The sequence below is a fragment of the Pseudarthrobacter sp. J47 genome, assembly GCF_049810315.1.
In the GTDB taxonomy this organism is placed as follows: domain Bacteria; phylum Actinomycetota; class Actinomycetes; order Actinomycetales; family Micrococcaceae; genus Arthrobacter.
The window spans coordinates 2,432,540-2,457,304 of the sequence record NZ_CP187358.1 but is presented as its reverse complement, the minus strand read 5'-3'; the positions used below and the strand labels follow the sequence as shown (position 1 = coordinate 2,457,304).

Genomic DNA, 24,765 nt, shown 5'->3' with positions numbered 1-24,765 from the left:
TGCCGAAGCCTAAGATGCCTGGCTGAGCGATGTCATTGTCCGAACACTTGGCTTTCTTGCCTTTATCCCACAGCTCGTCATAGGTCATCGCAGCCTAAATAATGCGGCACCAGTAGAGGATCCTGCATTGGGAGAGCTTCAAGGTCGACCCAACAGCCCGGGATATGGGCAATCGCGGCGGCTGAGCAGGTCGTTGAAGTCCGAGTCGACGCTGTCAAAGTGCCGGCAGGCTCAGACGACGTCGGAGACCGGCGGCTTTGATCCTGTAGCGGACCAGCATCCCATCCATCGCGGGGGACGATGACCAACGTCGGTATGACTCGTCAGCTCGGCCTGCAAGCCGAGAAGAACGTCCGCCGAAACGGATCCCTCACTCACTGGCCGCTGTCCGTCTGGACGAAGCACGAGGGCGTCGCGGCGAGCGGCAGGACCTGGTCGTCCAGCACCGGATTGCCCGGCTCCATCGAGAAGCCCCTCCGCCCATCGCCACGGTCGGTCCGGTAGTCATGTTCCCTATTGCTCCGACGGCGTGGTCCCGAGCGAGTCAAGGCTTGAAACTTGGTCTTGAGGACGTGCAAGCAAGCATCGGCTTCACTGCACTACATCCAGGAGAGTGGCTAGCTCCGCCGACTGAAGCCGAGCTTGATGTTCATGTGATGATCGCACCCTTTCGCCTGGTATTGCAGCGGTTGCAGTATCACTCTTCATGCTGTTATTCGCACTCCTCCGGGAGCGCACCCTTAAGTATGTTGGTGGTGCGGCCTCGGTAATCACGGAATTGGAACAGCGCCAGTTGCGGTCTACGATCCGTTTACCCCGGGGATTCCAGGTGCAGGGCGGGCTGCCGGACACCTACGCGCCAAACATCCCATGGAAACAGGATCCGACACGCCGCGTATGCCACTGAAGCTTCCATGCGCGAATCGTGTGCAATACTGAAGTTCAGTCTTTGCCGCGCCCGCGGCACCGATGCCTGTTCAGGAGGCCTGCCGTGGTTCCAAACTCTCCCACCGATGCACTCGGACTCCATGCTCCGACAATTCGCGACTTGCTCGTTCAGGCTGCGCGATCCCGGCATAGCCGTTTCGCCGAGGCGCACCAGATTTCGGAATCCCGGTACGCGATGGGGTTTGGCACCCAGTGGCGGGACCTGCTCGATGACGCCCACGAAGCACTGACGGCGCGCGGTTTTCAGTCGTACAAACTGCCTCCGGCCAATTACAAGCTCCCCGTGGTTAATGACTGCCTCGTCTATCTGTGGAGGGTTCCTGAAGCTGTTGACGCGGTTGCCTCATTCGCGACAAGCCCGACGAAGAGGAACGGGTTCATCGCGCCGCCTCTGGATCCGATGTTGTTCGACCCGGCATTGTTGGCTGGTCCTGAGCCTGTCGAAGCTGCAGACGACGAGACAGAGCTCGAGCGTGTCGTACGCGAGGTCGGCGATACGATGCCGCTGGTGCTTGTCATGGTCCAGTCTTCACCCCGTCAGTTGCAGTCGATCGAATGGGCAATCGCTGAACTCGACCATGTGACCGACGAGGTTGTGCTTCGCGGGCATGAATCCATCTGGCAGCCGGAACTAAATGCGGCCGACGCGTCGTTCGATGTCGAGTCGTTCGATAGTGGTGTGCCGGTCGTGCCCGCCGTCGAGCTGCAGAAGCAGGAGGCTACGCAGTCGGATGCGTGAGGACACTCCGAGTCTGTTCGAATTCTCCGGCTCCGGGCAGACGCATGGACGATTTGAGCCGGCACGGCTGACCCAGGCCCGGGTTCGTGCCGGAGTGAGCAAGACAGACCTTGCCGCCGAAGTCGGGGTATCCGCTGCAGCTATCGGACAGTACGAAGCTGGAGTCAACTCGCCCCGCCCTGACGTTCTTGACAGCTTGGCACGGGCCTTGAACGTTCGCCCTGGCTTCTTTGGCATCGGCCGTCCTCTGGCACGTATCGATACTGTGAATGCCCATTTCCGGAGCTTGAGGTCCGCCCGTGTGAGCGATCGGCAGAAAGCACTGGCCACGGCGGCGATGGTGTGGGAACTGACGTTCGCCCTTGAACGGTACGTGAAACTTCCCGAGGCTGATCTACCTGCCGTGACGACGGGGACATCGCCGGCGGATGCAGCCGTGTTGTTGCGCCGGCACTGGGAACTGCCCGACGGGCCCGTCAAACACCTCGTCGCCACGGCTGAATCCCGTGGCATCGTGGTGGCGGTGCGACCCCTCGGTGAAATTGATGCGGTTGATGCGTTCTCAGTAGTGATCCTGGATCGTCCCATCATCATCACGACGCCTCGCCGGAGCGAAAACGTCTTCCGGCACCGCTTTTCGATCGCACATGAGATTGGGCACCTGCTGCTACATACCGATTGCGTTGAGCACAGCGCGGCGATCGAGAAGGAGGCCGACGAGTTTGCTGCAGCATTCCTGACCCCCTCGTCCTCGATGGATGCAGCGCTCCCGCAGCGTCTCGACCTGGCAGCCCTGGACCGGCTCGGCAGGACTTGGGGTGTCTCGCCGCACTCGCTAATCCGCCGGATGGTCGAACGTGGCCGCACGACAGAGTCTTCAGCACGCCGGGCCTACCAGCGCCTTGCCGTGCTCGACGATCCCGATGCCGACCCGACCAGCTCCTACGCAGGAGAGGTTCCAACGCTACTGAGGAAGGCCGCCGAGTTGGCCGGCGACAACGGGGCCGGAATACCTGCGCTTGCTGACGTCTTGAAGCTCAGCACCTCGCAGGTGCGGGATCTGCTCGGAACGGCAGATCAGCGCCCGGTTCTTCGAATCGTCTAAGGCGTCATATTCAACAGGGGAGTGAAGATGGTCGAGAAAAAGCAGTCGGGAAGACGCACTACGATTTACCGCTTGACAGGGGTCTCGGACTTCGAGGATGCGATCCGCCGCAAGTACCTCGATCGGGAGGGCTTCGATCACCGGAGCGTCGAGGTGGGGAAGCGACCTGCCTACTTGGTGGCAGGTGCCATGTCCAAGGACAGGGCGGATTGGTGCTCGACGGTGACGGCTCTCACCGGAGACACCGTCGAGATTAGCGGCGTCACGCCAGCGGGCGTGCTGTTGGTGAGGCCGAGCGGGGACCAAGTGGCAGAAGGCGGCATCGCCTATGCACTGAGCTACGGGATGGGCTTCCAGCTGCTCGAGCCCAGCAGGATAGACAACCTGTTTGGGCAGCGCATCGCGATCCGAGCAGCGGATCCTGGTAAGCTGCGCTCCCTCACAGTCACCACGATGGACGAGCGCTCGCGGACGTCGCGCGCGACCATCCCGCAGGGTGATGGCCTGTTGGGCTTCGGCGTCGGTGATGTCGGGGAGGCCGTCAGCCGGATCGTTGCGATCGCGGATTTGCCGAGACTCTCCCGATCTGATGGCGAACCCCTACAGATCCGGGGATCGGACGCACTCAACGTCCCGCTGGGCCTCACCGCTGAGGAGGTGCTCGCGGATCTGGATGTGCTGGAGGACCTGCTCGCGGCTGACCCCCTCCCGTCCCTCAAGATCCTCGAGCAGCTGGCGGCGGTGAAGAACCCTGAAACGAGAGAGCGGCTCGACGGGCTCCTTTCGAGCGCCTTGGACGGCATCGGCGGCAACGTCGGACTGGCGTGGCCTCACGAAAGGGTGGACGAGAACGGAACTCCGGACTCTTGGGTCCCTACCGGACTGTGGCCACGCGGGCGGAACGGTGTTCGTCCGGGGCACCCAGAGTGGTCAGAGATACGAGCAGCGCTGAATGAGCTTCCTGCCGGGAAGCGCCTGGCCCGTCTGGACTCCGCGTCCATACAGCTGTGCCGTGACGCGGAAGGGGAACAGCCGATCAGCCAGGCAATCCCTCTCAGGCGGTGGGTCGCGTTCGAGGGCGATCTCGACGGCCGGACCTACGCGCTCTACGACGGCTCCTGGTATCAGGTCCACCACGACTACGTCGAGAACATCAACCGGATGACCAAAGAGCTCTTCGATCGCCCGGTAGACGATCTGGATTTCCCGGAATGGCACGCTGCCGATGACGAGGAAGCGTACAACAAGGCTCTGGCCGCCGCGCTGGGAGGGATTTGCCTTGATCGGAAGCTAATCACCACTGACCTTCACCGCCGAGGGATCGAAGCGTGCGACGTATATCTTCCGGACGCGACGCTGATCCATGTGAAGAAGACCGAGAAGTCCGCTGCCGCGAGTCATCTCCTGGCGCAGGCGCTCGTGTCCGCGGACGCTCTATGCAACGACTCTCAGGCGAGGGAGAAGCTGAGAAGCAGAATCAAGGCGCTTGGCGGTAATGCAGATGGGCTGGGGTCGAAGCCCTCGAGGGTCGTACTAGCCATGCATCGGGGTGAGGGGAAACCGGTGACTGCGAAAACCCTTTTCACTTTCACAAAGGTTAACTTGGTCAGACAGGCTGCGTCGCTCGAGGAGCGAAGCGTTTCGGTGCGTGTGGTATCGATCGAAGGTGCCAGCACCTGAACCATGGCTTAGGAGGTCGCGCCGTGCAAGGCCCTGCAGGATGTCGTGGCTTTCCGGCTAAGTGCCCAGCCGCCACTCAGGTTCAACCCACCTTGAAGTCCAGTCAAGGGGCTCGCTCAAAGAAGCGACGCGGCTGAACTCCTCGAAGTACGAATGGGCGATGACTGGGTCGTGGATCACCACGGCGTTCTCGAACGAGAAGCTGGCGTTCCTGGTGAAGTTGAAGGAACCCGTCCAGACGCTCTCGGCCTCAAGAGTGATGGAGTCAGCCATCTCCAAGCCCCCCACAACGTCGCCCGGAACTGCCGTCTGGCGTAGACGGACCAGGAATTTGTGATGCATGCGCGGGCTGGCTCGTTTTTCGGCGGCCAGCTGTCTATTGTCTGCTGCCACGGCCATTCGTGCTACCCGCATTCTCACATGTCCGACGAGAGCCGGGGGATTAACACGGCTCAAGGGATTTGGAGTTGTAGCGCCTGTTCACCTGTGCACGGGCTGGGAGGGCCTCGAGGAGTCCTGGTCTGCACATGATCTATCTTTGGGTTGCAGTTTGTTTCACTGCGGTGCGGCCGATAACTTCGTGACCGACAACTGACAATCGTCGCGGATCTTGAGTGTTAGCGACACCAGCAATCTCAGGAGCAGCACGTAGGCCTGTCTGTGTGCAGCCAAATCGCCAGGATCGGCGTTGGTTCCATGCAGGTACCTGTTGCGAAGATCTGGGCCATCACTGAACTCGCTCTTGTTCAGGTAGAAGTTGAAGTAGTTGGCCTCAGCGGAGGTCAGAAGTGTCGAACTGAACGCTAACCATCCCTTGTCCACGAGGGCAAGCGCAGCAGCTGATTCGTCCTCTCCGTAGTGGCCGAATGCGCCTGCTTCCTGGTTATAGATATCGCTGAGAACGAGAATCAGCGCTGGCTGGGAGAACTCGATAAGGCCGGCATCGACCGCTACCAATCCCTCGGCGATTAACCAATCGACGGATGTCTTCTGGTAATAATGAAGCGCGTCGTAGGGCAACTCATTCTCTGTAACCAGCTGGACAAAGCTCTTGGCTCGCAGCGACTTATTTATATAGGTAAGCCTCGACTGGTCATTGAACAGGAGATGTAGCGCGGGCTCACAATCGCTGGGTGACTTCATACGCAAGTACTTATGTTCGATGAGGCTGGGGATCTCACTCCACGGCCTTGGTGCAGATGTCATGCGCAGGAGTTCGGGATCGAGTTCGCCCTCGTGACAGTAGAGAGTGAACTGCCTGGCGATACTCTCCATCTCCGCGGAGATGTGCCGGCACCGTTCAAGAAATGAACTGTTCGTGCTGGAAGGGGTGTAGTAGAAGCCCGCTGCATCATATTGGCTGGTGAGTTGTTCCCGGAAGAACGCCGCCACGACGTCCTCGACCTCGATACCGTTCTGGCGGAGGAACTCTCCGTAAGCATGTGTTCCTTGCATCGTCAGCGCATCCAGGTGCTTGAACGCCTGACCTCTGGGATACGAGTCCTTTCCTGCGACGAAGAGCCCTTCGAGGGTACCCATCTGCGTTTTGAACGATGGCATAGTGAGCAGCCCTTGACGATCCGCATAACCCACCACTGCGGCGAAGTTTGCGAGCACCGACTCCGGCTCGAAAGTGGCGGACAGATATCGCCCACCGAAGGAGCGTATGTGGGTCATCCCGCCTTCCTCATGCTCGATGTGGTCGAGCACGGGCTCGTGCTGTTCAGTATCGATACTGATGCCAAAACGGCTTTTCACCAGTGTGTTCGTCTCGTCCGTGAAAAGCTCTTCGATGAGCACTTCGTAGCGCTTCTTGGCCTGAAGCCGGATCTTCGGAGTGATCCCGAAGTCGGGATTGTCGTTCGCCTGGGCAATCGCTTCAACGTGATTAGGGTGTGGTGATGCACTTTCGATGTATGCGCTCAAAAGCTGTTGTGAGTCCACGCCACTGAAGCTCGCGGGGAGGTGATATGCGGGATCGAAGTCTTTGATCAGTCGCATTCTGACTAGTAGCTCACCGTGTTGAGCGCTGGCGAGGAGCGCGTCGCGAAGTCGTCGGTCATGTCGCTTTACGAACCTGGGGTTGGATAGCATGATCGCCAATGGCATGCCCGATTTCAAAAGTGCATCGAAGAGTGCCTGTCCGCCGACCTTTTTGGCGACTTCGTGTCTGTCGAGAAGCAGTATCAGGTCATCCGCATATTCGTACTCGAGGTCGGCCAGCAGTTGGTCGAGGTCCGATGTCTCGAAGCAGGCGAAGAACGAAGCGACTTGCCTTCGTGACTCCCGCGCTGACTGCGCCAGGTCCTGTCGCTCCTGTTCCGTAAGGGAGCGGGGAACGACGTTGTGCTCCTCGAAGGCTAAGGCGTTGTGCAGCTCGAGCGCATCGTTCAGCGAGTGGACCTCGCGGCCGTGAGAATAGTCTTGAATCAGCTTGGCCGCTTGTTCACTTAGCCATCCGCTGGCGAGATCTCGTGGGCCGTAGAACTTGACCCTTTCAGATGACTCCGAGTGTTCCATTGGCTCATGGTAACCGCAGATTCTTCATCGAACCGCGCTGGTTGTGCCGAGCTCACTCACGGAATCAGCGGCGCATCTGTACAGCGACAAATCGTCTATGTCCTTCCGTGCGGTCCGTGTGGGCTCCACCCGTCGAGAAACGGCACCAGGTCTTCATCGCGATAGTTTCCAAGGACGGGAATCTTGATGGGCTGAAGCAGGGGATCTTTGGTGTCAATGTAGTCGCGGGCCCATGTCAGCCAGGCCAGCCCGCGGTTCACCAGCTCTATGTCCGGTTCTGAGCCCAGCCTCGTCTCAAGGGCGTCCACGTACTTGCGCAGCATGCTGGCTTCTGACCAGGCGTCTGCCTGCATCTTGAGCTGCTCGGCCTTGTGATGGTCCTGGATCCGTATGCGGGCGCGCTTCATGGCGGCTTCCCACCGGCGCTGTGTTTCCTCCTCCTTGAGGCGTGCTTGCTCGCGTTTCCACTCGTTTTCCAGATGCTGAATTTCAATTTCGCGCAGTATGGACGGCAGGGCGCTGTCGAGCTGCTGCCGCTTGCCGTCACGAAACCGTTCTCGGCGACCGTTGGTTGAGTATCTTTGTGTCAACTCCAGTTGGAGCTGCCCCGTTGATACGAAATCGGTGTTGTTTACCAGCGTCCAGGACTGGTTGCGGGAGTTGTATTTGGAGATGTATGGCCTTGCGGATCCGCCGTTCGGGGGGAGTTCCCGCATTTCCAGTGGGACGGTGGTTGTGCCGATCGTGATGGCGATGTCGCCATCGAGAGTTGTGGTTCCGCGGGAGTTGGTGCGTTTGTGGCTCGACGGCAGTGTGACCTCGTAGCCGCGGGCTGTACTTTCGGTGGCCAGTGCGTGCAGCAGTTTGGCTGCACGGGCGACGTGCTCTTTCGACACTCCCCGTGTGCCGTCCCGGAACACTTTGGCGACCGGGTGATATTTGCCCACCGTTTCCGGGATCGGGACCGGACGCTCGTCGACGTCATCAGGGAAATGGCGCGCCCACCGTGCCTCGTACTTTGGGCTCTGCCACGACCCGACGCTCGTTATCTCGAGCTTGTAGCCTTTCGGGCGCAACGCTGACTTCATAACGCCGCGGATCAGGGCATCGTTCACTGCGGCATGCCGGTAGCCGCCTTCGACCTCCAGGACGCCATCGGCGGCAGTGAGCTTCAGTATGAATTTGTCGGCTTCAGATTCGTGGGTGTGATTGTTGCTATCGGAGTCATCGATGCTCTTGAGCAGCTCCACACCCAGCTGGGTGATCTTGGCCGTCCAGGTCGGACCCTTGCCAGTAATAGTGATGTATCGATCGTCCGCCAAGGCTCTGGCTGCTATCCGATGCGAGTAACCTTCAAAGACACCGCCCGGACAGCCGTCATTGATCCACTTTAAGACTTCGGACTGCAGAACGCTAAGTGGCTTATGGTGCTGGGGCAACGGATGCTCCAATCCGGGACGGTCCAGGTTCTGAAGGGCTCTCGTGCAACCATATAGCCCGGTCCAGGGCTCGGGGTTCTATGCCAAGGCCGGCGGCGGCGAGTTCGAGGAGCAGCCGCGCCCGTGCGGGTGCAAGCGTGAGGTCCTTCGCCGAGGGCATGGGCTTGAGGACCTTCATCTGGCGATCCGACAACGGTTGGTAGCGGTTGACCATGTGGACCATTGTCTCCGGGGAGGGATGCATGAGCTAGGCGCGTTGCGCGGACAACGTGACGAAGAAGGGACAACTGATCCCCGCGGCTCGGGCACGCCTGCGGTGTGTTGCATAATCCGCCCGGGATCACTCCTAGAGTGTCGTCATGACCGATCACACGTATGTCTGGCTCCCCGAGCGCCATCTTGGCGTCGCCGCGACACTCTCGCACGCCGACGAGCTAATCGGGCAGATCGCGGATCTCCTCTTCGACTACCAGACGCAGCCAGACGACGTGATCGGCCTGCGCGAAGTGCCTGCCGGCAGGTTCAGCCGAACCGTTGTAGAGCGGGTGGCTCCGATCCCGCGCAAGGTGCCGCTGCTCGTGGCCGACGCGCTAGTGGCCCTGCGGGCAGCGCTCGAGCATGCGCTCTTCGCCGAGGTCGAGTTCTTGGACGGTGCTCCGCTCGACGAGAAGGCCGCCAAACTTGTCGAGATGCCGGCCTCGGATACTCATGAAAAATTTGCCGAGTGGAAGAAAAAGCGCGCCCGGAACGGTCCCCCATCGCTACGCGCCGGTGGCGAGCTGGCTCGTCGGATTGAAGCCTTGCAGCCCTTCCATCGGCACGCACAGGCGGAACTCCACCCGTTGGCGCGGCTCGTGCTTCACACGAACCATGCGAAGCACAGGACACCGGCGATCACGGCTGTCAGGCTGGCGGTCATGATCAGGGATGACCAGAAGCCTCGCTCGCTGCGTGATTACTCTCCGTTGCCGGAGGAGCCGATGCGTATTGGCGACATCATCGCAGAGACTCCCTTGGGCACTAAGGTCCCTGTCACCCTGTTCCCGACCGTGGGGATCAACCGGCCGGGCACGGACCGGTGGCCAGTGCTGATAAAGGAGCTTGATGAGATCTCCGGGTGGGTCCGCACGCAGGCGGTGCCGCGCCTTATCACCGGTACGGAACCGCCCGAGGCCCCGCTTCCGGCCCGCTACGAGATCACGGTCGGTCACGAAGACGAGCGTGAAGCGATGTCCATGGGGTCAAGGACAACCGCCGTGGATCGCTATCAACTGCGTCTCGGAGCGGCGTCAGCACGGATCGATCTGGCTGACTTGATCAGCAGGATCGACGGTTCCCCGGACAGGGGGCAGCTTGTGGCGTGGCTGGAACAGTTGGCCGACGCGGAGGTCATGGAGCGGGTGGGGCGGCTGGGAGCTGCCTTCAACTACGAGGCTGGCATCGTTTTGCGCAACGTCGAAATCTTGAATGGTCTGCGGGACGAGGCTCTGGCATTCGGCCGCGAGACGCAGACTGCAGGTGAGCACTGAGGCACCCTATTGAGGATACTGCGGTCACCTTCCACCCCTACTTCTGGGCTGGAGAGATCGTGCCTATTTGAAGGCCGAGGCTCTGTGCGATGCGAAGATGCTTTCGACTCGACGGGCTAAGGGCTGCTTCCGGATAGCCAAACTGAGCGAGGCGGATCTTGATGAGTTCGCGCGTTACCCGTTCGGCGACACGAAAGAGGTTTCCCTGGAATGGTGATCCAGCAGCCTCGTGCTCCATGACAGGTGATTCTGTGTCGTGAACGATGGCGTTGCGAGTATCTGCCAGGCACCAATACCAGTGGCCGAACGAACTATACATGTTGGTCTTCCCATTGTATTCACGCGAAAAACACGGGGATGACTCCCGCCATAGTGTTAGCGGCCATGAAAAACTGCCCATAGGCGGCCACGAAAGTGCCCGCTGGCGGCCAGCAGAACTGCCCGCCGGTGGCCATGAGATCTGCCCACTTCCTTACTTGTTCCTGCCGCGTCTTTAAGCGGTGGGGGCCTCTCCCTGCGGTTTGATGACGGTGTCTAAGCGCACCAAAAGCGAACCAGGAAGAGGCCCTGTATGAAGTCTGACGGAGAAATCATGGAAATTCTTGCTGCCTACGATCTGACCGGATCGTTGCGCGCCACCGCGGAGCTCACGGGCTGCTCGCACCACACCGTTGCTAAACACGTCACCGCCCGTGACGCGGGCCGGCCGATCGGGGAACCCGCGGCCCGCGGCCGGGTCACCGACGCGTTCCTGCCCAAGATCGAGGAATGGATCGAAGCCTCCAAGGGCCGGATCCGGGCCGACAAGGCCCACGAAAAGCTCCTCGCTCTGGGCTACACCGGTTCGGAACGGTCTACCCGCCGGGCGATCGCGCAGGTCAAAGCCGCGTGGCGGCTGGGCCACACCCGCGTCCACCGGCCGTGGATCACAGAACCGGGGATGTGGTTGCAGTACGACTTCGGCGACGGGCCCCGGATCGGCGGGGTGAAGACCATCCTTTTCGTGGCCTGGCTGGCGTTCTCACGCTTCCGCATCGTGATCCCGCTCAGGGACAGGACCGCGCCGAGCGTGTTCGCGGCCCTGGACCGGTGCTTCCGGATCCTCGGAGGGGCGCCGACCTATGTCCTCACGGACAACGAGAAGACCGTCACCACCGCCCACGTCGCCGGGGTCCCGGTGCGCAACCAGCAGACCCTGGACTTCGCCCGGCACTACGGGGTGACCGTGCTGACCTGCCAACCGGCGGACCCGGCCACCAAAGGCGGAGTCGAAGCGTCCGTGAAACTCGCCAAGGCCGACCTCGTGCCCAAAGACACCAACCTCCGCGATGACTACCGCACCTTCGCCGAGCTCGAGGCCGCCTGCACGGCGTTCATGGACGAGGTCAATCACCGTGAGCACCGGACGACGCGGCGGAAACCCGCGGCCATGCTCGCCGAGGAAGCCCCGCGGCTGCACCGGATCCCGGACACCGCCCACACGGTCGCGTTCGGCCTGGCCCGCGGCGTTCCGGAGAACACCCCAATGGTCACCTTCGAAAACGCCCAGTACTCCGTCCCGGCCCACCTGCTCGGAGCCCGGGTGTTCGTCCGCACCCACGGCACCGGGCCCGGCGAGCAGGTCATCATCGTCCACCACGGCACGACCGGGCCCGTCGAAGTCGCCCGCCACGAACGGGCACGGCCCGGCAGCCCCGCCATCAACGACGAACACTTCCCCGGAACCCGGGCGAAGCTCCCCGGCGACTACGAGGTGAGGGCCCGCAGCGCGGACGAGGCCGCGTTCCTGGCCATCGGCGAAGGCGCCAGAACCTGGCTCGTCGAGGCCGCCGCGGCCGGGACCGCAAGGATGAACGTGAAAATGGCCGAAGCCGTTACGCTGGCCAAAATCGCCGGCACTGATCAGGTCGACCGGGCCCTGGGCGACGCCGCCCTGCACGGCCGGTTCGCGCACCCGGACCTCGCCTCGATCTTGAACGCCAACATCCGCCGCACTACCACCCACGCCGCCAACGAAGCCACCTCCCTCACCCAAGGAACAGGGGCGTGGGCCGCGATCGGCAACCCCGCAACCATCACCACGCCGGAGGAGGCCCGATGAGCCCCGTCACCACGACCAATACCGTGGCTCCGCCGCTACCGGCGGACCTGGAGGCCCTGATGCGGTCCCTGAAAATGCCCCACGCCCGGGCGCTGGCCCCGGACCTGATCGCGACCGCCCGCGCCCAGCGGTGGGAACCGGCCGAGGTCATCAAGGCCCTCTTCACGGAGGAAGCCGCCGGCCGGGCCCGGTCCATGCTCGCTTCCCGCCGCAAAGCAGCCGGGTTCCCGACCGGGAAGACCTTCGAGGCGTGGGACCCTGCAGCGTCCTCCATCCCGGGCCCGACCCAGCAGGCACTGCGGACCCTGGAATGGATCACCCGCAGGGAAAACTTGGTCGTCTGCGGGCCCTCGGGGACGGGGAAGACGTTCTTCCTCGAAGCCCTCGGCCAGCAGGCCGTCGAAGCCGGAATGCGGGTCGCTTGGTTCAGGCTCGAGGACCTCGGCGTCCTCATCCGCGCCCACCGAACCGATGACAGCGTCACCCGGGCCGTTGCCCGGATCCTGCGCGCCGAGCTCGTGGTCATCGATGATATTGGTCTGTTGCCCGTGGCCACGGACGCCGCCGAAGGCCTCTACCGGGTCGTGGACGCAGCCTACGAAAAACGCTCCGTCGCGATCAGCTCCAACCTCCACCCCGCCGGGTTCGATGAGCTCATGCCCAAAACCCTCGCCACCGCCACCGTTGACCGACTGCTGCACCACGCCCACGTCTGCCAGACCAGCGGCGATTCCGTCCGTCTTACCCAGGCCCTCGCCGGAAAAGGAGTGACCCGCTTGAACTGACCAACCCAACGATGGCCGACCCCGCCGAAACGAATCAGTGGGCAGATCTGTTGGCCATAACCGGGCAGTTTTACTGGCCACCAGCGGGCACATCAACTGGCCGCCCATGGGCAGAACGTAATGGCCATTGACACATAGGAACTCATCGGCACCGATCGTTCCAGTGACTGAACGGTAGATCTCTTCAAGAGCGCTGATGCCGGTCGCCGTCCCGGTCTTACCTGAGAGGGCCTCGATGGCCGTCTTCAGCTGCACGAGAATATCCGGCATGCTGTGAAGCGGCGAGTTCTCCCACGCGCGACCGTGCCAATGGAGTGCCGCCCAGACCTCACGCTTGGTCTTGGCAGAGTCATCTGACAGGGCTTCTACAGAAACGCGGTATACGGCGTCCAGAAGTCGGCTGTCGAGTGTGAGATCCGGAATCGTCACTAGACCCTCCGGGGCTGGCACAACAACAAAGTCATCATTCACGGTGCCGCCGCCAACGATTCTTCGATTCAGAGTGCCGCCGCGGGTGCGCACAAAGGTTCCGTTTTCGAGCGCGGTGAGTTCACCCACAAAAAACGTCGCCACTTCAGCAGTGGCAAGGTTTAATGCGGGTGCTTCCCAGGGGATTTCGTTTCCGTTGCTGGTGTTGGCGTCCGTCACCGCGAACAACACTGCGGCTTGCAGGGCACCTCGTTCATGTTCGCGGGCCTCGCCAGGATCAGGCTCTGGTTCTTTACGTCGAACGAGCGTTGCAGTCGTCAATCGCTGGCCGGCATCATCGCGAAACCGGGAAAGAAGTGCCTTCAGTGTCCGACCAAAGCCGTCAAAGGGCTCAGCAAGTTTTTTTGGGTCAAGCGGTTGCAGCACCCATGGCCCGACATTCACTTCCTCGCGCAGACGAAGATACGGGAACAGGTAGATTGCAGGCCGGTCAGTCACTCATTCAGTATCCTTGACGACCTCCGGCAGCCTGAATTAGGGGAGCCGCTTCAGCCGAGCTGGTTGGCCGGCCGGGTTCGGAGTCCCGGACACATTGCGGGGACATTGATACTCTGGGCAGAGGGGAAAGGGGGAACCGAAATGGGTCTCACAAGTCTTTTTCGGCGAAAAGGCGCAATCGCGACACCCAAAAGTCCAGTCGTGGCGGCGGGACCTGTCCCGAGCGCGCCCATGTCACCTGAGCTCCAAGCGGAACTGCGGGAAGCGTGGGCAGAACTAATTGAGGCCGCCAAAGCATCGAAAGTGAAAAACTTCCACGCCTGTACACGTACGGCCCGGCACTGGACGGAAGACCCGGCGGCAGTCAGAGCCATAGCGGCCACACTCCGTGAATTCCCGGCTACAGACAGCCAGCAGACGACATAGTGACCGACGGGCGGCCGCCCGAGGTCATCACAGCTCGCCGGAAGGCCGGCGGTCGAGATTTTCACTCAACTCCTGGGACGGCTTGCAGGGAATTGACATGCCGTCGGCGAGGATTGAGCCATGCCAAGCACATCCGCGGTCTAACCGCCGTGATCTACAAGCAGATTGGGTCCGTGTCGATGCTCCACCCTGTGCCCCCATGAAGAAGATGAGGCTCCGTTACGCCGGAGCGTGTCGGCTGTGCGGTACATCTCTTCCGGCCGGGACGGAAGCGATCTATGAGAGCGATACAAAGACCGTCCGCTGCTTGGAGTGTCCCACAGAGGCTGCCGAATCCACGTCCCACGACCTCGAACCGGCTTGTGAGGCGTTGCCAGCCAATGAGTCTGGAGTAGCCGGGTCGTCAGCCCGACGCGAGTATGAGCGTCGCAAAGCGAAAGACGAGGAAAAGCTCCGCGAGAAGTGGGGTCCATTCGGCGGCATCGCAGTCGCCGTCTCTGACGAACGCCAAAGCACCAAGGCCTGGGATCGAGGCGCGATTGGCGAGGAACGCCTCGGCGCTCGGCTGGATGCCCTGGCAGCCGATGGCCTGGCCGTCCTTCACGACCGACGCATTCCCGGCTCGAAAGCCAACATCGACCACATCGCCATCACTCGCAGTGGAATCTGGGTCATCGACGCCAAAAGGTACAAGGGACGGCCTGAACTGAAGGTCGAGGGTGGCATCCTGCGCCCCCGCGTGGAGAAGCTCCTCGTCGGCCGACGTGATTGCACGAAGCTGGTCGATGGGGTGCTCAAACAGGTCGACGTCGTGCGAAACCTCGTCGGGGATGTTCCGGTCACAGGGGCGCTGTGCTTTGTTGAAGCCGACTGGCCGTTGATCGGAGGCGCATTCTCGACCCATGGCGTTCATGTGCTCTGGCCGAAACGGCTGGCCAAAGTGCTTGTAGAAGAGCCAGCCGGCGACGTTGATGTAGCGGCGGTGCGTGAGTCGTTAGCCTCGCGATTCAAGCCTGCTTGAGTCAGGTGCCCACGTTCCAGGCCGCTCTGGGACGACGACGTTGAACATGAGCCATTCTTCAAGACGTAGCGCTCAGCCTTGTCCCGGCAAACTTATCTGGCTTGGGATACGGCAGAGCCAAGCTCTTAGCTACGCTTTTCGGCCGGCCGGTACCTGTCACCAAAGGCGACCAAGGAGCTCTGGAGCAGCGTCCTTCTGCCCAGTATGTCCACTGGCCGGGAACGGGATTCTGCCGGGAGTGGGCTGACCATCCAGGCGGCGAACACGTTGTGAGGAATCTTCAGGCTCATCGCCTGGTCAAAAAGGCGCAGCACCGGTTCGTGAAAGTGCCCGTCTTTGAGCTGGAAGCCCGGGCAGAAGGTTTCAACGCCGATGAATACCCGAACTGCCCGGCGCATGGCCTCCGGGTCGCCGAGGGATTGGAAATGCGTCTCCAGGTCTGCCGCTGTCGGCAGGGTGAATTCTTCGCGGATGCTGTCCCAGATATGCTCCGGGACAGCCGGCCAAAACCGCTCAGCCTTCACATTCGACGCAGTAGGCATGGCCGTCCTTCTCGCTCGCCTTCTGCGAACGGTGGCGGACCAGGAAGCAGGAATAGCAGGTGAACTCATCGTCAGCCTGCGGGATGACCTGGACGACGAGCTCTTCGGCAATGAACTCGCCACCAGGGGTCAGGCCGTCCAGGGCGTCAGCCTCGTCGAGCTCCTGAACCACGGATTTCGCATCAGGGGCTTTAGCAGTCTTCAGGGCCTCCAGGGAGTTTTCCTGGGATTCCTTGACGTCAGTGCGCAGTTCATCGTAATCGGTTGCCACGAAAGTGCATCTCTTCTCTGTCAGGGGGTATTACCGATCCTGCAACGTACAGGACATGGGAAGAATTCCCTAAAAGAGCGGCTTCATGGGCACACAATCAGAACCGCCGGGAACATGGCATTGCCGACGGTCAGTGGGGCACCTGGGGTTTCAATATCAGGAAGTGGCACCTAATGTGGGGCAAAGCCGACGGCCGCGAAATTTGCGGAACCAACCATCGGATTTGAGCGTCTTACAACTCTGGTCTTTGGGGGAACCTTGAGCAATCCGGAATACCCGCAGCAGCAACAGCCGCGCGTCTTCGATACTTCGTTCGACTACCAGACCGACACCCCTCCAGGGACTGACCCGGACAGTGGCAGTCCAAGGCTCCGGGCGGACCATCAGTTGCTGTGGACCAAGACGCTGAACTCCGGCGTCGTCTTCGAACCGACCGCGCCGCCGAAGCGTGGGGACGGCTACCTCATCTTCACTGACCCCTCCGAGGCGATGCATTGGTACGGCAGTGACGCCATCACCCACTCCTACACTGGCCGGGCACGTACGGCGTCTCTGGCGAACGCCATCGCCTCGCTGAACGAGGACGAGCGGTCCCGCTACCTGAATCCGCCGTACACCATCGGCAGCGCGATGATCTGGCCCGTCAGGAAGAAGGACCGACCCACGATGAACCAGGCCCGGGGGTTCAGGGCGCTCATCGCCGACCGGATGGATCTGACCCTGGAGTGCATCCGGCGTCATTACGCAGGAGAACCGGAGAGCCCCTTAGCCGATGTCATCAACGCGTACGCGGACTTCTTTGCGCTCTTCGACGGGTTCAAGGAGTTTGTGGAGTTCTTCCACTTTCAAGACCTCGTGACACCCGACTACGAAGAGGTTCGGTTCTACCTGCCCTTCGACAACTTCAAGCGTTCCGGGATGCCGGCCACAAAAGACGAGTACGTAACGTACCGGGAGGCCACGCTGGAGTTCATCTCGGCACGGAACCGTCGGATGGCCGCCTGGGTCATGGAGAACCACCCCGGGATTGAGGTTCGCCATACAGACTGACTACCCAGCGACGTCGCAGGGTCAGTCAGGGTCAGAGTCCGCGCATTGAAGCCATAGGGGGATTCATGGAACTACCAGCCATCCTGAAAGAAGAGAACGTCGAAGCCGCAGCCGAACTGCTCCGGCGCTACTACCTCGAACCATCCACAAAGACGGGGCTGCTCAGTACCGGCAGCTACTTTGATGAATGGGCGAACCGCGGCGACGGCCCTGATGTCAGGGACAGGATCACCGATAGCGACGCTGTCGCCGTGTCAATGCTCAGCGTCAAAGTTCCGGCCCAGGCCATCATCGGGCTGCAGGAACAGCCGTTGGCGACGAATATACGAAATCTCCTGGCTGATATACGCACCGACGTGAGGATGAGCGATCTCACGGTAGCGGAAGCAGAAGCCACTCTCGGGGAGGGCAGCCCCTCATGGCTGCTCTGGCAGGAGCTGAGACGCACACCCAAAACGCGCTGGGATGTCGGGGCCACCACAGCCAGCAAGATCATGGCGAGGAAGCGACCGCATCTCATCCCCATCTGGGACAAAGTCATCGGGGCAGTCGTGGGCAAAGACACTTCTGAAGGCCAGTGGCTGAATTGGCACAACCTCTTCATGCAAGACCCCGACCTTGCTGGACGATTGCAGCGAATTCACAAGCTTTCTACGGTCCAGACACCCATTTCCGACCTGCGCATCATGGACGCCATCCTGTGGCGCTACGGCAAGGACCATGGCATCAAGGGCGGGCGAGCCGGCAAACTCGGAATCACCGGCTGAAGCACAGCGAAGCCACGACAAACTTGGTCGAATCTCGCAACCGCCCGCGTCAGCCTCGTAGCCGGCCGAAGTCTGCCGGTGAAGGAGTACTACGAGTTCCGAGCATCGTTTGAGTCCGGAAACGAGCCCCCGACGCGACCGGACAATGCAGTCAGCTCTGCCTCGGTTTCCCTGAACCGGATCACTTGAGGGCCTAATGTGTTGACCCCCTCCGGTCCCTTCACCACGAGGGTTCGCGCTATGGTCCTGCCCAGTTGATCCAGTTCCTGGTTGAGTCGCCGCAACTCTGCCTGATCGAATTTGGAGCGCTTCATCGCTTCAGGGTCCCTGTCGCATTGCGTGCAGCGTCCCCTCGGGCCCACATCAGCCATCATGGTTACGTATATACCCCTTTGGCCCGCCCGCCACTGACCATCCATGATCGAGCACCACTGAGTGTGGAACAGTTTCCCGGTTCGCGTGACGTACACCTGTCCGGCACCGGCCACAGGTGACCCGTCGTCACGGTGGCTTTGCGGCTCAACGCGGACGAGCGGACGTTCCTTCGCCCGGTGCTCGGCGTTCGCTTCTTCTTTGAGTCGCAGCCTCTCTGCCCGCTTCTCCGCCCGCTCCAATTTGGAGCGCTTCTTCGCTTCGGGGTCCTGGTCGCATTGCGGGCAATGTCCCCGCAGGCCCACATCCGCAATCATGGTCACGTAGATGCCTCCATTGACGGCCCGCCAGTGACCATCCATGATCGAGCACCATTGAGTGTGGAACAGCTTCCCCGACCGGGTCACATACGCCTGACCTTCACCTGCGATGGGCGACCCGTCGTCACGTTGGCTTTGCGGCTCAACGCGGACGAGCGGACGTTTCTTTTGCGCCCCGTGGTCGGCTTTCACTACTTCGTGTGTGGTGCTCACAACCCGTTCCTTCTCCCAAGACCTCTGCCATATCCTTCCATGCTGGGGAGGTCCACCTCCACCATGCCATCGAAGGTTTGACGGGCAAGCCCGCCGAGTCCAGTACCTGCGGATCAGCACGAACCCGGTGAACGCACTCGACGACACACAATTCCTCGCTGATAACGTGGAAAGAGGGCAAATGGCCTCCTTTTGAACATGTGTGAGTCGGGGGAAGCATGACGGAGTGGAAGCCGGGTTGGTGGGCACGCGCGTTCAGAGGTGCCGGGTCATGGGTGCTGTCGATCCGTGAGGGCCGCCTGCGCGTCTGCGGAATCCCCCGGGAGGTGGACGCTGATGTCATCGACGTCCTCGGACTCGCAGTCGATGAAGGCTCGGGGCAGCTCATCGTCACTCTCGTCCACGGGACAGAGACGGTGCTCAATGGGCTGTCTCGTCGCGCGGTGCGTGAGGTCGCCGCTGCTTACCACTCCGAGCTCGATGAGCGACGGCATCTCGCCGCCCTGCTCTCAAAGGCTGAGGAGCAGGGCGAGGCGGCCAGCCTGTGGTGGTCCCGGGTCCGGGATGTGATGGACCGACAACGGTGGGCGGACCAGGACACGATCGCCGCGCTCGAGGGCTCCCGTCCGGACGTCGCTGTGTGGCTGGCTGCCGACAGCGACCCGAGGCTCTCCGGGCTTCCCAAGGGCAAACGTGAGGACCAGCGTGCCGCAGTCGACGCCTGCCGCACCACTGACTTGTCAAGGTGGGCTGCCCAGCGGAACGAGGCGTTCCTGGAGTGGGAGAAAAACGAGCTGGCGGACTTCTTCCGCAAGGTCGAGAAGTCGCCGTTGACGGAAGAGCAGACGAGGGCGACGGTCTGCTTCGACAACCGGGTGCGTGTTATCGCGGCCGCGGGCTCCGGGAAGACGTCGACGATGGTAGCCCGCGCCGGGTATGCGATACGGCGTGGCATCGCCCAGCCGACGGAGATTCTCGCCCTCGCATTCAATAAAAAGGCAGCCGGTGAGCTTTCGGAGCGGCTCGTCTCCCGCCTCGGCGATGACGGCGCTTCGGTAGCATCAAGCACTTTCCATGCCTTCGGGTTGCGCATCGTCGGTGAGGCGACCGGGCGCAAACCCGCCGTCCCCGATGACCTCCCCAGGGACAATGGGATGGGGCGGCTTGCGGGGATCGTGGATGGCCTGCGCGACCGTGACCCGGCCTTCCGGCGGGACTGGGACCTTTTCAGGCTCGTGTTCGGCAGGCAGCTGCCGGATCTCGGGGATGAAGCCGATCCTGAGAAGTCGGACAGGAACACAGGTATTAACGGCTTCGGCACTCTCGCTGGAGAGGTCGTCAAGAGCCAGGAAGAGGTGATGATCGCCAACTGGCTCTTCCTCCACGGCGTCCGATATGAATACGAGCGACCCTACGCGCACGACGTTGCGGACGCGCACCACCGTCAGTATCAGCCGGACTTCTACTATCCGGACATCGACGTCTGGCATGAGCACTGGGCGCTCGGTTCAGACGGCAACCCGCCGCCACATTTTGACGGGTATGCCGAGAGCATGGCGTGGCGACGTCAGACCCACACTCGATACAGCACAAGACTTATCGAGACAACCTCGGCAACCATCCGGGACGGGTCCGGGTTCGAGCACCTCGAACAGGAGCTCCGCCGACACGGAATCCAGCTCGAGGAAGACCCCTACAGGGAGGCACTCGGGGAACCGCCGATCAGCGATCAGGCGATGGTGGCGCTGATGCGGTCCTTCATGACACACGCGAAGGGCAACCGACTCACCCCTGACGTGCTGACGCAGCGGGCCGGCCGAACCTTGCGGGCCAGGCTCTTCACACGCCTGTACGGCGTCATCCTCGCCGAATGGGACCGTCAGCTCCGAGCCGCGGGCCAGATCGATTTCGAGGACATGCTGAATCTCGCAACCGATCACGTCGAGTCGGGCCGTTGGATGAGCCCTTACCGGCTCGTCATGGTCGACGAGATGCAGGACACCAGCTCTGCCCGTGCGGCGCTGGTGAGGGCGCTGATGAAGACTCCTGGAAACTACCTTTACGCGGTCGGCGACGACTGGCAGTCGATCAACAGGTTCGCGGGCTCAGACCTCAGTGTGATGACCCGCTTCGATAATTGGTTCGGGACAGCGTCCACCATCTGGCTGGACCGCACCTTCCGGTCCCCGCAGTCCCTGTGCGATGTCGCGGGTGGGTTCGTGATGAAAAACCCCAATCAAATCTCCAAGAACGTCCGATCTTCAGCGCCGGAAGCTGGCGAGACCGTATGCGCCGTCAGTGTACGGGAGCGCAGCCACTACGGATCGGCCGTCCGGCAGCACCTGACAACCCTTGACTCAGAGCTCACTGAGCCAGCCACTGTGCTGCTGCTCGGCCGGTACTCCCGGTCCAAGGACGATGTCACCTCGGCGCTGGAAGCCAGATACGCCAACCTGACCATCGAGTTCAACACCGTGCACGCCTCGAAAGGAAAGGAGGCAGACTACGTCGTTGTGCTCGGCCTTGAGAGGAACGGATTCCCCAGCATTGTCGAGGATGATGCTCTCCTGCAACTGGCCATGTCCGCCCCTGACTCCTACCCACACGCAGAAGAACGACGCCTGTTCTATGTCGCACTGACCCGTGCCAAGCGCTCAGCGCTCCTGGTCACGCGCGCCGGTAGGGAATCAGCGTTCCTCCTCGAGCTGGTCGGAGATCGTGTCGTCAAGATCCGATCCGCGACAGGCGACGACATCACCCCAGTGGTCTGCCCGAAATGCAAGAAACACACGATGAAGGAACGCAAAGGGCGCTACGGCCGGTTCTTCGGCTGCGCCGGGTACCCGACCTGCAAAGGAACGATGAAACTCGCTGATAGTTAGGGACAAGAATGCCTTCCATGTTCCGAGGCGCAGGTTCTACGCTTCGCGATATTTTGGCCGACTGACGAGTCCACCCCACGTGGTCGGCCAAGCCGAGCCTTGCGGAATGCAGCACTTGCAGAGGCCATCATCACACCGATACGCAGACCATGTGGGTCACCACCCTTAAAAATGTATGCTTTACGGGTGCGAGCCGTTGCCTATATCCGCAGATCCAAAGATCCTACCGAGGGCAACGCGTCGCTCGTCGACCAGCGCGCCTGGATCATGGCGGAAAGCCGGAAGCACCACCACACAGTCGCCAAACAGGACATCTTCGAAGAAGTCGTCAGTGCCTACCGCGACCGGAACCGCCCCGAGCGCGACCGCCTCGAAGGCGTCCTCGCCGAAGGCGACGTCAAGGCGCTCTACGTCCGGGACCTTGACCGGCTGGCACGGCGGTTGATGGACACCGCCCGCATCGTCGACACCTGCAACCGCCACAACGTCACGATCTACACCCATGACCGCGTGTTCGCCCCTCGATCGCCCGACACCATCCTGCTGATCTCCGTCCTCGGCGGCCTGGCGGAGACCGAGGCGGCGACCACGAGCAAGCGGCTGAAGCGCACCGCCGAGAACATCCGCCAGAAGGGCGGCTGGAACGGCCCTGCGCCGTACGGCTGGATGCGGCCCGAGCAGCGCAACGCCGACGGCGTGAAGACGCTGAAGCTGCACCCGGAGGAGAGCAAGACCGTCCGCCGCATCGTCGAATGGCGGCTCGACGGACTCTCCGTCGCCGAGATCGTCCGGGAGCTCAACCAGCAGGGCCTGACCAACCGCGAGGGCCGGCCGTTCCAATACCGCGCCGTCGCCTCGCTACTGCGCCATCCGCTCCTGGCCGGATACAACTCGCTCACGGCCAAGGCAGATGGACGCGGCGGCGGCCCAGGTCCGGACTTCCGCGACACGCGCAAGATCGTCATCGACAAGGTTGGGCGTCCGGTCAAGAGTCATGAGGCGGTCTGCACGGAGGCCGAGTGGGAAACCCTGCGCCTGCTGATGAAGCCCCAACCGCTCAAGCGGACCCGGGCCCGCGCCGGAGGCCTTCCCCTGGTCGGCCTCGTCTACTGCGCCGGCTGCGGCACAAAGATGACCAGCAACAGGTCGATGGGTGAGTCGGGATCGTACGTGTGCAACGGACGGATGCGCGGCGCTGACTGCCCCGGCGTTGCAATCAACCGCGAAGCCCTGGAGCGCTTCATCCGCGACGTCGTCGCCGGATCGCTCGACAGCCCCGAGGTGATGGAGCTGCAGGCCGAGAGGCTGAACCAGGCCGCGGAAGGGAGCGCGAGCTCGGAGTTGTCCGAGCTCCACGAACAGGCTGATGCCCTGGGGGACTCCATCCTGATCCTGCGGGCCCAGATCAACACAGCGCCGGCCAGCGCTATGTCGGCACTGCTGAACCGCATCGGTGAGGAGGAGGCCCTCAAGGGCCAGATCGAGATGCGGATCTCGGAGAAGACCGAGGGGCGACCGAGGGCGATCCCCGACATCAGCGGGGCCGAGTTCCTCGAGCTCTCCGAGACGGAGCAGAAGTCGATCATCAGGGCCTTCCTCCGCAAGGTCGTGGTCTACGCCGACGACGGAAAGCGCGGGTCGGTCAAGGGGATGTTCGGCTCCCAGGGCACGAACCTGAGCCGGATCGGCTTCTGGTATCTCGGCGAAGCGGACGACCAGGAGCCGCGCCGCGGGGGCGGGTACTCTCTCATGCCCTCGAACGGCAGCTACCAGTGCCCCAATTGCGAAGAACCACGGACGTTCCGCTACCGGAACAACCTGCGCCACCACATGAACTACGCGCACCCGCAGCCAGTGCCGTGTCCTGAGTGCGGTGAGGAATTCCCTTTGCCCGGGCTGCCCAGCCACCGCCGCAACAAGCACGGGGTCAAGGGCTCACGCCAGTCCTGGAGCTGACTCTAGGGGACTAGGCGGCCCGACGGCGACCCAAGCGCGCGGGCCTGGCAGCCTCAGCTGCCTCCGCCCGCCGGATGGCCACCGAGGCCGCCACGGCAGCTCCGGCCTGTATGGCCTCCACCGGGATCGGGCGGACGGCGATCGCGGCCGCAGCTGCCGCCGAGATCTGCACTGGCCTGCGCGGGGAGGCAGATGCAGACGAAGCCACACCGCGTTCAGCGGTGGTGACCTGTCCTGCCATGACTGCCTGCCTCAGATAGCTGTGCTTGAATGCCTATCGGCACTCTATCAACTAATGAGTCAGAGGATCAATCGAATGGAATCTGATACGAGTCGAATCGTCACGCTCGGGGATGAGTCGACGAGATGAAGCGGGCTCAGGCCGCGGCAGCCCCGGCGTCGCTGATCCCGGCCAGTAGCCACTGCTCGGACAAAGGGTCGCGGCGCAGCTCGAAGGTTCGCAGCGCCGAAGTGGACGTCAATCGGACCTGGAGCTGCCAGTGTTCGACGCTGATCAGGTCGCCGCAGCCCACCGGTGCCCGCTTGGCGGTGTTCCACCAGTCGGTGCGGGTGAACCAGTGCACAGGTTCCGCGGCCACGGCCCAGATCCTGCCGTCATGCCTGACGGCCAGGGGAACCCCCTTCGCGGTGAAGCGGACCTCCACCGGAGTGTCCAGAGGTTTGCTATTTGATGCTGTTGCTGCCACGGGTCCGCTCTCCAAGGTTCCTGTTCATCATTTCTTCCCGGCGGGTAACCGCCGAACTCCACACCCAGGTCCGGTACGTCACCGGCCCGTCCTTCCATGTCACTTCGACCGCTTTCGCTGTCCAGGCGAAGACCTCGCCGTCCACCAGTTCTGCGCAGTTCGGGAACCGGATCCATGCCTTGACGGGGATTCCGGGATACCCGTTCTTGGCCGGGAAGTGTTCGAAGTCGAGCTCTTTCACGGTCAGCCCGATCGGGCCGGCCCGCCGCGCATACTGTGCTTGCAATGCAGCGGCGAACTCTTCGGAGGACATAACGCAACCTTAGAACCATTCCCATTAGCTCTTGGTGTCTCTCGGCCATCTGAACTGCAGTTCCACGTCAAAGACGGCTGTACTTGTCGCTCCCAGAAGAGATTGCCAGATGGCACCGACAGAGTTGGGGAGTCGCATGCCAGAGCGAGCTT

20 protein-coding genes are annotated in these 24,765 nt (G+C 62.0%); 11 read left to right on the top strand and 9 right to left on the bottom strand.

Annotated features, from left to right (window positions below; genetic code table 11):
• Window positions 1–991 precede the first annotated feature (991 nt).
• Genes ACPJW8_RS11265 through ACPJW8_RS11255 form a run of 3 tightly spaced genes read left to right on the top strand, consistent with a single transcriptional unit; the run spans window position 992 to window position 4,472 of the window.
• Entirely contained in the window at window positions 992–1,687 is a 696-nt protein-coding gene (locus ACPJW8_RS11265; protein WP_425256330.1) for a hypothetical protein, read from the top strand.
• Window positions 1,680–2,792, top strand: a complete 1,113-nt coding sequence (locus ACPJW8_RS11260) for an XRE family transcriptional regulator (protein ID WP_425256329.1) — start codon at window positions 1,680–1,682, stop codon at window positions 2,790–2,792. Before ACPJW8_RS11265 ends, ACPJW8_RS11260 begins: the two co-directional genes overlap by 8 nt.
• Window positions 2,793–2,819: 27 nt before the next feature.
• A complete protein-coding gene (locus tag ACPJW8_RS11255) occupies window positions 2,820–4,472 on the top strand; it encodes a DUF6119 family protein (protein WP_330194327.1) in 1,653 nt (550 codons plus the stop codon).
• 57 nt (window positions 4,473–4,529) lie between these two features.
• Here ACPJW8_RS11255 and ACPJW8_RS11250 read toward each other — a convergent pair whose 3' ends face one another.
• The 3 genes from ACPJW8_RS11250 to ACPJW8_RS11240 form a co-directional block, all read right to left on the bottom strand.
• Window positions 4,530–4,814, bottom strand: coding sequence for a phospholipase D-like domain-containing protein (locus ACPJW8_RS11250; protein WP_330194326.1), 285 nt, complete (start codon window positions 4,812–4,814; stop codon window positions 4,530–4,532).
• Between the two features lie 213 nt (window positions 4,815–5,027).
• Window positions 5,028–6,992, bottom strand: coding sequence for a hypothetical protein (locus tag ACPJW8_RS11245; RefSeq protein ID WP_330194325.1), 1,965 nt, complete (start codon window positions 6,990–6,992; stop codon window positions 5,028–5,030).
• Window positions 6,993–7,087: 95 nt separating this feature from the next.
• A complete protein-coding gene (locus ACPJW8_RS11240) occupies window positions 7,088–8,431 on the bottom strand; it encodes a hypothetical protein (protein ID WP_330194324.1) in 1,344 nt (447 codons plus the stop codon).
• Window positions 8,432–8,790: 359 nt separating this feature from the next.
• Between ACPJW8_RS11240 and ACPJW8_RS11235 the strand changes: the two genes are divergently transcribed.
• The 4 genes from ACPJW8_RS11235 (at window position 8,791) to ACPJW8_RS11220 (ending at window position 15,220) form a co-directional block, all read left to right on the top strand.
• Window positions 8,791–9,960, top strand: coding sequence for a hypothetical protein (locus ACPJW8_RS11235; RefSeq protein WP_330194323.1), 1,170 nt, complete (start codon window positions 8,791–8,793; stop codon window positions 9,958–9,960).
• Between the two features lie 571 nt (window positions 9,961–10,531).
• A complete protein-coding gene (gene istA, locus ACPJW8_RS11230) occupies window positions 10,532–12,061 on the top strand; it encodes an IS21 family transposase (protein WP_237428196.1) in 1,530 nt (509 codons plus the stop codon).
• Window positions 12,058–12,846, top strand: a complete 789-nt coding sequence (gene istB, locus ACPJW8_RS11225; protein WP_237428195.1) for an IS21-like element helper ATPase IstB — start codon at window positions 12,058–12,060, stop codon at window positions 12,844–12,846. Before istA ends, istB begins: the two co-directional genes overlap by 4 nt.
• 1,552 nt (window positions 12,847–14,398) lie before the next feature.
• Window positions 14,399–15,220, top strand: a complete 822-nt coding sequence (locus tag ACPJW8_RS11220) for a nuclease-related domain-containing protein (RefSeq protein ID WP_330194387.1) — start codon at window positions 14,399–14,401, stop codon at window positions 15,218–15,220.
• Between the two features lie 125 nt (window positions 15,221–15,345).
• Here the strand turns inward: ACPJW8_RS11220 and ACPJW8_RS11215 are convergent, their stop codons facing one another.
• Together ACPJW8_RS11215 and ACPJW8_RS11210 are read right to left on the bottom strand one after the other, a co-directional pair.
• Complete coding sequence (locus ACPJW8_RS11215) at window positions 15,346–15,762, bottom strand: hypothetical protein (protein WP_330194388.1); 417 nt, start codon at window positions 15,760–15,762, stop codon at window positions 15,346–15,348.
• Window positions 15,734–16,033, bottom strand: a complete 300-nt coding sequence (locus ACPJW8_RS11210; protein ID WP_257369041.1) for a DUF4193 domain-containing protein — start codon at window positions 16,031–16,033, stop codon at window positions 15,734–15,736. Before ACPJW8_RS11210 ends, ACPJW8_RS11215 begins: the two co-directional genes overlap by 29 nt.
• A 258-nt stretch (window positions 16,034–16,291) precedes the next feature.
• Here ACPJW8_RS11210 and ACPJW8_RS11205 point away from each other — a divergent pair, with 258 nt between their 5' ends.
• The gene (locus tag ACPJW8_RS11205) at window positions 16,292–17,083 is read left to right on the top strand and encodes a DUF6994 family protein (protein WP_330194389.1); all 792 of its coding nucleotides are present in this window, start codon (window positions 16,292–16,294) and stop codon (window positions 17,081–17,083) included.
• Window positions 17,084–17,148: 65 nt separating this feature from the next.
• Window positions 17,149–17,850 (top strand): DUF6308 family protein, encoded by a 702-nt coding sequence (locus tag ACPJW8_RS11200; protein ID WP_330194390.1) that lies wholly within the window; start codon window positions 17,149–17,151, stop codon window positions 17,848–17,850.
• Window positions 17,851–17,939: 89 nt separating this feature from the next.
• Here the strand turns inward: ACPJW8_RS11200 and ACPJW8_RS11195 are convergent, their stop codons facing one another.
• Complete coding sequence (locus ACPJW8_RS11195; RefSeq protein WP_330194391.1) at window positions 17,940–18,755, bottom strand: hypothetical protein; 816 nt, start codon at window positions 18,753–18,755, stop codon at window positions 17,940–17,942.
• Window positions 18,756–18,973: 218 nt separating this feature from the next.
• Here ACPJW8_RS11195 and ACPJW8_RS11190 point away from each other — a divergent pair, with 218 nt between their 5' ends.
• The gene (locus ACPJW8_RS11190; protein WP_330194392.1) at window positions 18,974–21,637 is read left to right on the top strand and encodes a UvrD-helicase domain-containing protein; all 2,664 of its coding nucleotides are present in this window, start codon (window positions 18,974–18,976) and stop codon (window positions 21,635–21,637) included.
• 186 nt (window positions 21,638–21,823) lie between these two features.
• A complete protein-coding gene (locus tag ACPJW8_RS11185) occupies window positions 21,824–23,593 on the top strand; it encodes a recombinase family protein (RefSeq protein ID WP_330194393.1) in 1,770 nt (589 codons plus the stop codon).
• 10 nt (window positions 23,594–23,603) lie between these two features.
• Here the strand turns inward: ACPJW8_RS11185 and ACPJW8_RS11180 are convergent, their stop codons facing one another.
• The 3 genes from ACPJW8_RS11180 to ACPJW8_RS11170 form a co-directional block, all read right to left on the bottom strand.
• Window positions 23,604–23,834, bottom strand: coding sequence for a hypothetical protein (locus ACPJW8_RS11180; protein WP_330194394.1), 231 nt, complete (start codon window positions 23,832–23,834; stop codon window positions 23,604–23,606).
• A 136-nt stretch (window positions 23,835–23,970) separates the two neighbouring features.
• Entirely contained in the window at window positions 23,971–24,300 is a 330-nt protein-coding gene (locus ACPJW8_RS11175) for a hypothetical protein (RefSeq protein ID WP_425256328.1), read from the bottom strand.
• Window positions 24,278–24,613 carry a hypothetical protein gene (locus ACPJW8_RS11170; RefSeq protein WP_330194395.1) on the bottom strand — a complete coding sequence of 112 codons (336 nt, stop codon included), beginning with the start codon at window positions 24,611–24,613 and terminating at the stop codon, window positions 24,278–24,280. Before ACPJW8_RS11170 ends, ACPJW8_RS11175 begins: the two co-directional genes overlap by 23 nt.
• Window positions 24,614–24,765: the final 152 nt, after the last annotated feature.

Excerpts from the sequence above, each read along its gene's own strand:
- ACPJW8_RS11260 (WP_425256329.1), top strand. The coding sequence starts at position 1,680 with ATGCGTGAGGACACTCCGAGTCTGTTCGAATTCTCCGGCTCCGGGCAG.
- ACPJW8_RS11255 (WP_330194327.1), top strand. The coding sequence starts at position 2,820 with ATGGTCGAGAAAAAGCAGTCGGGAAGACGCACTACGATTTACCGCTTG.
- ACPJW8_RS11250 (WP_330194326.1), bottom strand. The coding sequence starts at position 4,814 with ATGCATCACAAATTCCTGGTCCGTCTACGCCAGACGGCAGTTCCGGGC.
- ACPJW8_RS11245 (WP_330194325.1), bottom strand. The coding sequence starts at position 6,992 with ATGGAACACTCGGAGTCATCTGAAAGGGTCAAGTTCTACGGCCCACGA.
- ACPJW8_RS11235 (WP_330194323.1), top strand. The coding sequence starts at position 8,791 with ATGACCGATCACACGTATGTCTGGCTCCCCGAGCGCCATCTTGGCGTC.
- istA (WP_237428196.1), top strand. The coding sequence starts at position 10,532 with ATGAAGTCTGACGGAGAAATCATGGAAATTCTTGCTGCCTACGATCTG.
- istB (WP_237428195.1), top strand. The coding sequence starts at position 12,058 with ATGAGCCCCGTCACCACGACCAATACCGTGGCTCCGCCGCTACCGGCG.
- ACPJW8_RS11220 (WP_330194387.1), top strand. The coding sequence starts at position 14,399 with ATGAAGAAGATGAGGCTCCGTTACGCCGGAGCGTGTCGGCTGTGCGGT.
- ACPJW8_RS11215 (WP_330194388.1), bottom strand. The coding sequence starts at position 15,762 with ATGCCTACTGCGTCGAATGTGAAGGCTGAGCGGTTTTGGCCGGCTGTC.
- ACPJW8_RS11200 (WP_330194390.1), top strand. The coding sequence starts at position 17,149 with ATGGAACTACCAGCCATCCTGAAAGAAGAGAACGTCGAAGCCGCAGCC.
- ACPJW8_RS11190 (WP_330194392.1), top strand. The coding sequence starts at position 18,974 with ATGACGGAGTGGAAGCCGGGTTGGTGGGCACGCGCGTTCAGAGGTGCC.
- ACPJW8_RS11180 (WP_330194394.1), bottom strand. The coding sequence starts at position 23,834 with ATGGCAGGACAGGTCACCACCGCTGAACGCGGTGTGGCTTCGTCTGCA.
- ACPJW8_RS11170 (WP_330194395.1), bottom strand. The coding sequence starts at position 24,613 with ATGTCCTCCGAAGAGTTCGCCGCTGCATTGCAAGCACAGTATGCGCGG.